At 40.0% G+C, this 10,729-nt stretch carries 8 protein-coding genes; 3 read left to right on the top strand and 5 right to left on the bottom strand.

What is annotated here, in order from left to right; translation table 11 throughout:
• Nucleotides 1–470 precede the first annotated feature (470 nt).
• The 5 genes from D0T49_RS01560 to uxaC all read right to left on the bottom strand — a co-directional run bounded on the left by D0T49_RS01560 (nucleotide 471) and on the right by uxaC (nucleotide 5,729).
• Nucleotides 471–1,940, bottom strand: a complete 1,470-nt coding sequence (locus tag D0T49_RS01560; protein WP_163628833.1) for an MFS transporter — start codon at nucleotides 1,938–1,940, stop codon at nucleotides 471–473.
• Nucleotides 1,941–1,961: 21 nt separating this feature from the next.
• On the bottom strand, nucleotides 1,962–2,630 hold the full coding sequence (locus D0T49_RS01555) for a bifunctional 4-hydroxy-2-oxoglutarate aldolase/2-dehydro-3-deoxy-phosphogluconate aldolase (RefSeq protein ID WP_163628832.1): 669 nt from the start codon (nucleotides 2,628–2,630) through the stop codon (nucleotides 1,962–1,964).
• Nucleotides 2,631–2,680: 50 nt separating this feature from the next.
• Complete coding sequence (locus tag D0T49_RS01550; RefSeq protein WP_163628831.1) at nucleotides 2,681–3,043, bottom strand: four helix bundle protein; 363 nt, start codon at nucleotides 3,041–3,043, stop codon at nucleotides 2,681–2,683.
• A gap of 45 nt (nucleotides 3,044–3,088) precedes the next feature.
• The gene (locus D0T49_RS01545) at nucleotides 3,089–4,114 is read right to left on the bottom strand and encodes a sugar kinase (RefSeq protein WP_163628830.1); all 1,026 of its coding nucleotides are present in this window, start codon (nucleotides 4,112–4,114) and stop codon (nucleotides 3,089–3,091) included.
• 208 nt (nucleotides 4,115–4,322) lie between these two features.
• Nucleotides 4,323–5,729, bottom strand: coding sequence for a glucuronate isomerase (gene uxaC / locus D0T49_RS01540; RefSeq protein WP_163628829.1), 1,407 nt, complete (start codon nucleotides 5,727–5,729; stop codon nucleotides 4,323–4,325).
• A 334-nt stretch (nucleotides 5,730–6,063) separates the two neighbouring features.
• On the opposite strand from uxaC, the gene D0T49_RS01535 reads away from it, so the two are divergent.
• The 3 genes from D0T49_RS01535 to D0T49_RS01525 all read left to right on the top strand — a co-directional run bounded on the left by D0T49_RS01535 (nucleotide 6,064) and on the right by D0T49_RS01525 (nucleotide 10,360).
• A complete protein-coding gene (locus D0T49_RS01535) occupies nucleotides 6,064–7,146 on the top strand; it encodes a substrate-binding domain-containing protein (RefSeq protein ID WP_163628828.1) in 1,083 nt (360 codons plus the stop codon).
• Between the two features lie 429 nt (nucleotides 7,147–7,575).
• A complete protein-coding gene (locus D0T49_RS01530; protein WP_163628827.1) occupies nucleotides 7,576–8,613 on the top strand; it encodes a hypothetical protein in 1,038 nt (345 codons plus the stop codon).
• A gap of 307 nt (nucleotides 8,614–8,920) precedes the next feature.
• A complete protein-coding gene (locus D0T49_RS01525; RefSeq protein WP_163628826.1) occupies nucleotides 8,921–10,360 on the top strand; it encodes a tagaturonate reductase in 1,440 nt (479 codons plus the stop codon).
• Nucleotides 10,361–10,729: the final 369 nt, after the last annotated feature.

The raw sequence follows: 10,729 nt of genomic DNA, 5'->3' as shown, positions 1-10,729 counted from the left end.
GTTTAAGCGAAAGCAGAGTCAAGCTTGCTTGAGCTATGCTAAGCGTAGGTGCTTCAACAAAGTTAATTTTTTGTTTACTTTTTCAGCTATAGGAAAAAGTAAAAGTCTGTCCGGCTTGAGGACAAAAGGCTTAATGGCAAGCTTATTGTAACTCTTCCTAAATCCCTCTCTCAAAGAGAGGGACTTGAGGTTGCAGAACATTTGAGATATATCTGGTAAAACAGATATAAAGTATTTTTTGATGATTTTGATGCGATGCCCTAATGTTCTTTCCTATCAGTAGATTAATTTAAGCATAAAACCTTATTTTCAGAAGTCAACCTTAGTAACACCAATGCTTCATAGCCCTAACCTTATTAGCTTATTTTTGTATCATTACCATCTTTTGCTGCTTTCTTGAAATAAAACCGCCTCTGCAAATGAAATTGTAGAGGCGGTTTTGAACTTATCAAACTATCAAACTATATATATCAATCGATAACGATTGGCTTATATTTAGGTACAAGAGCTTTCATTACTACCCAGCCGATGAGATAAGCAACGGCGCATACGCAGAAAATAATGAAATATCCTGCGGGTTTTCCCTCAAAGCCCATGAATGTCATATTGGTAGTACCGGCATGATCGAATAATACTCCTGAACTTTTATTGATGAGGAATGAGCCGATTCCACCTGCCATTCCGCCAATACCTGTGATTGTTGCAATAGCAGATTTTGGGAACATATCACCAATAGTAGAGAAGATATTTGCCGACCAAGATTGGTGTGCGGCACCTGCTAAACCAATGATGACAACAGCCCACCAATATGAGTATCCCGCGAGCGGTTGTGCCAATAGAGCTAATAGTGGGAAGAATGCAAAAATTAACATAGCCTGCATACGTGCTGCATAAGGGTCTTTGCCCGTTTTATTCATGATGATTGTGGGTAATTTTCCACCGTAGAGCGAAATCATTACAATCGTGTAAAGTACTGTAAGTGCAAGAACAAGCTGGTTCTCAGGTGATACATTAATTCCTAAAATTGTCATGTCGCCGGTGATACATTGTTCTTTCAGATATTTCGGCATCCAAAACAGGAAAAACCACCAAACACCATCGGTCATAAATTTTCCGAATGCAAACGCCCATGTTTGTTTATATTTAAAACTTTGCAAAAAGCCTATTTTTTTCTCAGGCATGTCTTCGGTAACCTCAGCTTCATCTTTGTCCTGTGTAATATATGCTAATTCTTCAGCATTAACTTTCGGGTTTTCATTTGGCTTTTTGTACATGAAAATCCAAAATCCCATCCATACAAAACCAAGTGCACCGATAATGAGGAATGCCCATTCCCAGCTGGTTGCAGCTGCTAAAGGAATCACGCACACCGGAGCAATCATAGCACCGATTGTAGCTCCAGAATTGAAAATACTGGTGGCAAAAGCACGGTCTTTTTTAGGAAAATATTCGGCAGTTGTTTTAATTGCAGCAGGAAAGTTGCCTGCTTCACCGAGGGCAAGTACGGCACGTGCAAAGATGAATAAGCCCATCGAAACATTTGCTACCATGGCTGTATCTCCCACACCTTTAATGATTTTTTCGGCTTCATGAAAGTTTACAAACCAATTGCCTTCTAAGATTCCGGCTGTTGCAATACCGCAAAACGCGTGAATACATGCACCTGCCGACCAAATGCCAATAGCCCACAAAAAGCCTTTTTTAGTGCCAATCCAATCGACAAAACGCCCAGCGAAAAGCATACAGAATGCGTAAAATAGTGAGAAAAATGCTGTAATCGTTCCGTAATGATTGTCAGTCCATTGAAATTCACTTTGAATTTCCGAGGCCAACAAAGATAATACTTGCCTGTCTAAGTAGTTGATTGTTGTTGCAAAGAACAACAGCGCGCAGATAGTCCAACGATACTTCGTCATTTTTCTTGTTAAGTTATTACTCATGTTTTTTGTTATTAGATATTATTATTTATTTCTGACTTTCTTAATTATATCCAGTGCATCGCTGCATAGTTTTGTAATTCCTGCCCAGTTTTGAGCCTTGATTAAGTCGGCAGGGAAAAGGTTAGAACCCATACCAACACATGTTACTCCGGCATCAAACCATCCTTTCAGATTCGCCTCCTCCGGTTTTACGCCTCCTGTTACCATCAGCATCGACCATGGCATAGGGGCTTTCAGCCCTTTCACGAAATTAGGGCCTAATACATCGCCCGGAAATACTTTGCAAAGGTCGCAACCTACTTCCTGCGCTGCTCCTACCTCTGATACCGAGCCGCATCCCGGAGTGTAAGGAACGCAACGGCGGTTGCAGATTGTGGCTACTTCGGGGTTGAACAATGGACCTACCACAAAGTTTGCCCCCAATTGTATATACAGCGAAGCGGCGGCCGGCTCCACGATAGAACCTACACCAAGAATCATCTCAGGACATTCTTTTGCTGCAAACTTTACTAACTGGCCGAAAACTTCGTGAGCAAAATCGCCACGGTTAGTGAACTCAAATGCACGGATACCTCCGTCGTAGCATGCTTTTACTACATTTTTAGCTATCTCTACATCAGCATGGTAAAAAACAGGAACTAACCCTGTTTCCGCCATAGCTGTGAGAACTTGAATTTTATTAAAACGCATATAAATAAATTTACTATTTAGCTATTTACCATTTACTATTTTCTTTGCTCCTATTTGGATTTCAGTTTCATTTTCATTGTATTGATTGAACTGACGATTATTTTTAATAACTCATGGTTTTCAGTCATTAAGTCATTTAATAATTTTCTGTCTATTATTTCTGATTCAATAAGTAGTTCTAACCAATATAATGTTTCATCTAATTCTTCCTCTACCATTTTTAATTTATTGATAAAATCTTTATCGGATTTACCTAAACATGCGGCTCTGTAATTAGCTCCGGGTGAAGTTCCCGAACGAATGATTTGATTCGCAATCGTTCTTCCTGTCACTGTGTTTGGCAAATTTTCTGAGAGTCTGATAATTCTTAATGCGAATTGTTTAAGTCTTGTCTTTAACTCGCCGGAGTTCATCCAATAAATAGTAAATGGTAAATGAAAAAAATAGTAAATGTACTGTTATCTTTGTACTCGTCCGCTGGCGTCGCCACCTGCCAGAGCTTCCACTTCTTCTACCGAAACCAAGTTGAAATCACCGTTAATAGTGTGTTTCAAAGCAGAAGCTGCCACCGCAAATTCTAATGCTTCGCCTTGGTTTGGCTTAGTAAGCAATCCATGAATAATACCTCCTGAGAAAGAGTCGCCACCACCTACACGGTCGATGATTGGGTCGATATCGTAACGTTTCGAGGTATAGAATTCTTTGCCATTGTAAATCATTGCTTTCCATCCATTGTGAGTAGCAGAGAATGATTCGCGCAGGGTAGAAACAACATATTTAAAATCGAACTCTTTTGCCATTTGGGTAAAGATGCCTTTGTAGCCTTCGGCATCGGTATGTCCGGCTTCCACATCAGCATCGGGTTTGAAACCTAAGCAAAGTTCAGCGTCCTCTTCGTTTCCGATACATACGTCCACATACTTCATCAATGGGCGCATGATAGATTGCGCTTTTTCCTTAGTCCAAAGTTTTTTGCGGAAATTCAGGTCGACCGAAACTGTAACACCATTGCGTTTTGCAGCCTCACAAGCAAGTTTTGTTAATTCAGCAGCCTTGTCCGAAATAGCGGGAGTAATGCCCGACCAATGGAACCAGTTAGCCCCTTTCATAATTGCGTCGAAATCGAAATCAGAAGCGTCGGCTTCGGCAATGGCAGAGTTAGCACGGTCGTAAATCACTTTACTGGGGCGCATAGAAGCACCTGTTTCGAGATAATAGATACCGACACGGTCGCCGCCTCGTGCAATATAATCAGTTTTTACACCGTATTTGCGTAATGCGTTTACAGCAGACTGCCCGATTTCGTGCTTTGGCAATTTTGTTACGAAATAAGCATCATGGCCATAGTTGGCACAACTTACAGCCACATTGGCCTCGCCACCGCCATACACTACATCGAATACGTCTGATTGTACAAAACGTGTATTTCCGGGAGTCGACAAGCGAAGCATGATTTCTCCCATTGTTACAATTTTCTTACTCATTGTTCTTCTTTAAATGTAAATTAACTTACAATTTTATTATACCTATTTAATTGTCCTATTTTTGAGTTTTCAAAAATACATTGTTCATTTGGATTATACTTGCAAAATATTTTCAATTTTATGCTATAATTGTTCAAAATTTTGCTTTTTTGGTAAAATCGCGGATACTTATCGGTTTTGGGCTAAGTATCCGTGAAATATTTATGTTTTAAAACTGGAAGAAGTTTTTGGCATTGTTGTAACTGATGTCTTCCACCATTTTGCCGATAAAATCCAATTCCGAAGAAGGTAAAAGTCCGTTCTCAACATCGTTCCCGATTAGGTTACACAATGTGCGGCGGAAATACTCATGGCGAGGATATGATAAGAAGCTGCGGGAGTCTGTCAACATTCCTACAAAGCGGCTTAGCAATCCAAGTACCGAAAGAGCATTCATTTGTTTTTCCATACCATCTTTTTGGTCGAGGAACCACCAGCCCGAACCAAATTGCATTTTTCCGGCAACGCTTCCATCTTGGAAGTTACCTATCATGGTAGCGATAACTTCATTGTCGGCAGGGTTCAGGTTGTATATGATTGTTTTAGCCAGTTTATCTTGCTTATCAAGCGAATCGAAGAATTTCGACATAGCCTTAGCTGTTACGAATGTCCCGATTGAGTCAAATCCGGTATCAGCACCTAATCTGTTGAATAAACGGGTATTATTGTTACGTATTGCCCCATAGTGGAATTGTTGAGTCCAGCCCTTTTCCCAATCCATTTCGGCAAAGATAACCAGCATGGCCGATTTGAATTTCAACACTTCTTCGTGCGATAACTCTTTTCCTCCATATACCTTGTTAAATATAGCTTTGATTTCGGCTTCGGTATAGTCTTCGGCATAAAACTCTTCAATTCCGTGGTCAGACAGCTTACAGCCCAATTCGGCAAAGAAGTCCTGACGTTTGCGAAGTGCCGTAATCATATCGTCGAAAGCAGATATCTTAACTCCCGATACTTTAGACAATTCTTCTACATAGGTACGGAAATTAGCAGGGCTTTCTACAGCCATAGCTTTGTCCGGTCGCCATGTAGGGAGCATCTTTATTTCGAACCCGTCATTCTTGGTTTTGATATGATGTTCGAGCGAGTCGATAGGGTCATCAGTAGTACAAACGGCTTCTACTTTGTAGCGGCGCATAATGTTGCGCGCGCTGTATTCCGGCGTTTGTAGCTTTGCTGTACACTCGTCATAAATTTCGCGTGCTGTAGCAGGCGATACCAGCTTTTCGATACCGAAGCCTGTTTTCAATTCCAAGTGTGTCCAGTGGTAAAGTGGGTTACGCATGGTGTAGGGGACGGTTTCCGCCCATTTCTCGAATTTTTCCCAATCGCTGGTTTCTGTACCTGTACAGTATTTTTCGTCCACTCCATTGGTACGCATGGCACGCCATTTATAGTGGTCGCCACCCAGCCATATTTCGGTTAGCGATTTGAATTTGTGGTCGTTTGCTACCATCGAAGGTATAAGGTGACAATGGTAGTCTATAATCGGCATTTTAGCCGCATGCTCGTGATACAACTTTTGTGCAGTTTCGGTTTGCAGCAAAAAGTCTTTATCCATAAATTTTTTCATGACGTATATGTTTTTGTAGTTAATAGCTATTGGCTCGTTTTTTTTAACAAAAGTGACAAAAGGTCTACATGAAAATATTCAGAAATGACCTGTTGTTTTATATCGTTTTTTATCAAAAAATATGTTTTAGAATATGTTTTTTATGTTGTTTTAAATTGAAAGCTGTATGCAAACGCATTTATATACAGTGTTTTATCTTTGTTTTGCGTGCTTTTTGTTGTCTCCGTGTTCGCCCACGAAGATACGAAAAATTTTATATTTGCAAAATATGTGCTATTTTTGTGGCAGATTATTGTCGTGTACGCACACGGATTTATAGTTTTATAGGTGAGGAATGAAAAATAACCGTTTTCGACATAAAATACGTATAAAAGATATTGCGGAACTTGCCGGAGTGTCGGAGGGTACTGTTGACAGGGTTATCCACAACAGGGGAGAGGTGTCGGCCAAAAGTCTGGAGGCTGTAAATAAGGCTTTGCAAGAGCTGAATTATTCTCCTAATATCTTTGCACGTTCGCTGGCTTCAAAAAAACAGTACCGTTTTTCGTGCCTTATCCCCCGGCACGAAGACGGCGATTACTGGAAAGTGGTGGAGGATGGTTTTGATGTAGCGGCGCAGGAGTTTATCAATTATAATGTTGTAATAGAGAAAAGGTATTTCGACCAATTTGACACCGTTTCTTTTGTTGATGTGGCCGATTCGGTTTTAGCTGATTTACCGGATGCGGTAATAATGGCTCCTGTATTTAAAACTGAAACTTTGGATTTCGCTACTAAGCTGAGTGAAAAAGAAGTGCCTTTTTCTTTTGTCGATTCCATGATTGAAGAGGCCGGTTTCCTGACGTATTACGGACAAAATTCTTTTCAGAGCGGGTATATTATTGCCAAGTTATTATTAAGTCTTATTCCCGCCAATTCGAAGGTGTTGGTAATCAGAACTCAGCGTAAAAAAGGTGCTGTTTCGAATCAGACATTTAACCGTTATACAGGTTTTATGCAATATATGGAGGAGCATCAGGCAGATAAAACCATTCAATTGGTTAATCTGGAATTGAAAGATGATAATGAGGAAGATAATCTGGCTATGTTGCGCGATATTTTTGCGAAAAATCCTGATATAAAAGCAGGAGTGACGTTCAATTCCAAGGTTTTCCGTTTAGCCATGCATTTGGAGACTCTGGGGGTGAAAGATGTTCGCTTGCTTGGTTACGACTTGCTTGAAAAGAATGTGCATTATCTGAAACAAGGTGTTGTAGCCTGTCTTATAGCTCAGCGTCCTGATAAGCAGTCTTATTATTCTGTCAGGGACATGTGCCGCGAATTGATTTTCGGCCAAGAGGTTTCAAAAATAAACTACGTTCCTATAGATGTGTTGATGAAGGAGAATATTGAGTATTACATGGATTTTAGCGAATAGACTATGTTTACTTATTCGAAGCTGAAAAAATTAGGTGTAAAGCGGATGGAACATTCCGATGTGTCGGAAATTTAAGCCGCTAAACGCCCTACCGCACAGCGGCTTTATGCCGCTTGTCGGTTTAAGATTACTTTTCAGGCAGGATACGGGCTACGCGCACTGGCGCAAGTTTAGTGTAGCGTAACTTGTGCCGAAAATACATGCAGTTTTAAACTGCTGAATATAATAGGCACAAGTCACAGACTTGCGCCAAATACGGGAAGTTTGGTATAGTAAGGTTTAACAAGATTTAGGCGTTCCGTAGGTACGCTAAACTATTTTAGGTCTATTTTCTACCGAACTTACACACCTAACGGCGTGTATGTGTTTGAATTTTATATTTTACAAAATAACTTACAACCTCGCGCGATTAGTGGGGGAATATAAAGAATGAAGAAACCTTTTTTATATATTGCTATTGTAGTGGGAGTTGTTTGTTTGCTGGTAATTTTTTTCAGCATGCATTCGAAAGAGGTGTACAAAGTAAATCTGATTGAGAATAAATATGCACTATCTCCTCATCAAGAAGATTATATTTATTTACCTGTTACCATAGCCGACAGCATGTTCGTATTTCTTTTTGACACCGGTACGGGAATGAATTTCATTGATATAGAAAATGTTGACGGTATGCTTACAGACTCGGTTTATGTGTCTAAGCAAAAAATGTATCTGGCAAGGAGTGTTTTTGAAGATTCAGTTGCTATCAGCAAGATTGATTACTCGATAGGGAATTTGAAACTCAACAATTTTATGCTGCTTGACGGATATAAGCGATATATGCACCCCAAAAGATATGCGGCCGGAATTTTGGGTGGGGATGTTATCAATCAATACAACTGGTTATTTTATTTTGATAATGATTTTGTAAAAATATCCCGCAGAACGCTAAAGATAAATAAATTGAAAAATGATAGGATATTATCTCTTAACTTTAAGTTGCTGGACTTGAAGACCTATGTGGACTTAAATGTTGGCGGAATATCTATTGATAATGTAATGTTTGATGCCGGATATAAATATTATATTGATACAGCACTTCCGGGTAGTTTGACTGAAAAGCTTAGCGGTGTTGATATTATATTATCCGATTCAGTGTTTACAAACCTTACTAATAATTTGACTTCTTCCGGTTATGTTGTTCATTTTAATGAAACCTATAAAGGTATTATTCTTGATAGTATACAGATAAATGATTTTACAATGCATTCTGTGTTTGCCGCTACAATCCCCGATAATGAGAATTATGCAAGCAGGACGTATATAACATCAAATTTCGTTCGTCGTTTTCGGATGATGTATTATGACTCGGAGAATAAGAAAATAGATCTGTATGTGTCTCCAGCAGACTCCTTAGTTTACAATCGTAAAAATATACAAGAATTACTACAATATATAAAGCAGAATCCACAAGAAATAATTAACTGAAAAAGATAGAATCAGGAGTTATATTGGAGAGTGAATTATTAATATGTAACTATTGTGATTCATGGGTTTCTTGACTGGTAAAAAAATGATTAAAAATTAATAAATTAAGATACTGAAAAATTATGGAAAAACTAAACAGACACGCACTGGCGCAAGTTTAGCGTAGCGTAACTTGTGCCGAAAATACATGCAGTTTTAAACTGCTAAATATAATAGGCACAAGTCGCAGACTTGCGCCAAATACGGGAAAAACAAGAAATTAATATATAAACTTATAATTAAGCCCTTTGGGGGCGAATTTTAAATTATGGAAAAACTAAACAGACAAACGGCAAAGAGTGCAAAATTGTATCCGGAACGCATTATTCAATTTGGCGAAGGTAATTTTTTACGTGCTTTCGTAGATTGGATTGTGTATAATATGAATCAGAAAATTGATTTCAATACAGGTGTTGTGGTTGTACAGCCTCTTGCGGTGGGTATGGTGGATATGCTGAATGAGCAGGATGGGCTGTATCATGTGAATTTACAGGGAATTGACAAGGGTAAAACGGTGGATAGTATCGAAATGATTGATGTTATCACCCGTGGGCTGAATCCGTATTCGGAGTTTGACGAGTATATGAAGCTGGCTGAAAATCCGGATATGCGCTTTGTTATTTCAAACACTACGGAGGCGGGTATAGCGTTCGACCCGTCGTGCAAGCCGGATGATAAGCCGGCAAGCTCTTATCCGGGAAAACTGACTCAATTGCTTTATCACCGTTTCAAGGTGTTTGGTGGTGCCGAGGACAAAGGCTGGATTATTTTTCCATGCGAATTGATTTTCCATAACGGAACTGAATTGAAAAAATGTATTCACCAGTATATTGAACTGTGGAATCTGGGCGAAGATTTCAAAAAATGGTTTGATACCGCTTGTGGTGTGTATTGTACTTTGGTGGACCGTATTGTACCGGGCTACCCGAAAGATACTATTGATGAAATATTGAATAAGATTCAGTTTGAAGACAAGCTGGTAGTAAAGGCCGAAATTTTTCACCTGTGGGTAATTGAAGCCCCCGAATCGGTGGAAAAAGAATTTCCGGCATCCAAAGCGGGATTGAATGTGTTGTTTGTTCCAAGTGAAAAACCATATCACGACCGTAAAGTGACTTTGCTGAATGGCCCGCACACCGTATTATCTCCGGTGGGTTATTTGTCGGGGCTTGATACCGTTCGCGAGTGTGTAGAAGACGCTGTTATCGGTAAATATGTGCACAAAGTAATGTTTGATGAACTGCTTACAACGCTCGACCTGCCTAAGGCTGAATTGGAACAGTTTGCCAACGACGTGTTAGACCGCTTCCGCAATCCGTTTGTAAAGCATTTTGTTACGAGCATTATGTTAAACTCGTTCCCTAAGTTCAAAACGCGTGACCTTCCGGGGTTGAAGATATATCTGGAGCGCAACGGAGAACTGCCTTCGGGTCTGGTACTTGGTTTGGCGGGAATCATTACTTATTATAAAGGTGGAAAACGTGGTAACGATACTATTACTCCTAACGATGACAAAGCGATTCTCGACCTGCTTACTGAGCTTTGGAAATCCGACGATGTGGCTAAAGTGGCTCAGGGCGTTTTAGGTGCAGAGTTTATCTGGGGCGAGGATTTGAATAAAATAGCGGGCTTAACTGAGAAATTAACCGCTTACCTTCAATCTGTTCAGGATAAAGGAATGCTGGAGACTGTGAAATCAATATTGTAATTGGAGTTATTGAGAGCCAAGAGCCAAGAGTCAGAAACCAAAATTTAGGGGTTGAAAATTTTATTTGCAATCCTGCTTGACCGAGGCTTAATTTATCCGACAAGCGGCGTGGAGCCGCTGTTCGGGTTCTGGTGTGTAACGCTTTTCTCAATGGCGTATAGCGGCTTTAAGTCCGCTTTACGCCTAATCAGTGGCACAGTAGCACGGAGATTGCAAATACGAAGGACGAAAGAAAGGTTAATCTTGACTTGGGCTTACAGCCCGCCAAGTTTGCTATTGCAAACTAACCCAAGGCGACGCTTCGCTTGCCATTGGGCTAAATTAAAACGGGCTTACAGCCCTTAAATCAGGATTGTTTTAACGCCTAAA

This window comes from Paludibacter sp. 221 (assembly GCF_010501035.1).
Lineage (GTDB): Bacteria > Bacteroidota > Bacteroidia > Bacteroidales > Paludibacteraceae > QVMH01.
The sequence above is the reverse complement of the archived record's forward strand: the minus strand, read 5'-3'. Positions and strand labels throughout refer to the sequence as shown.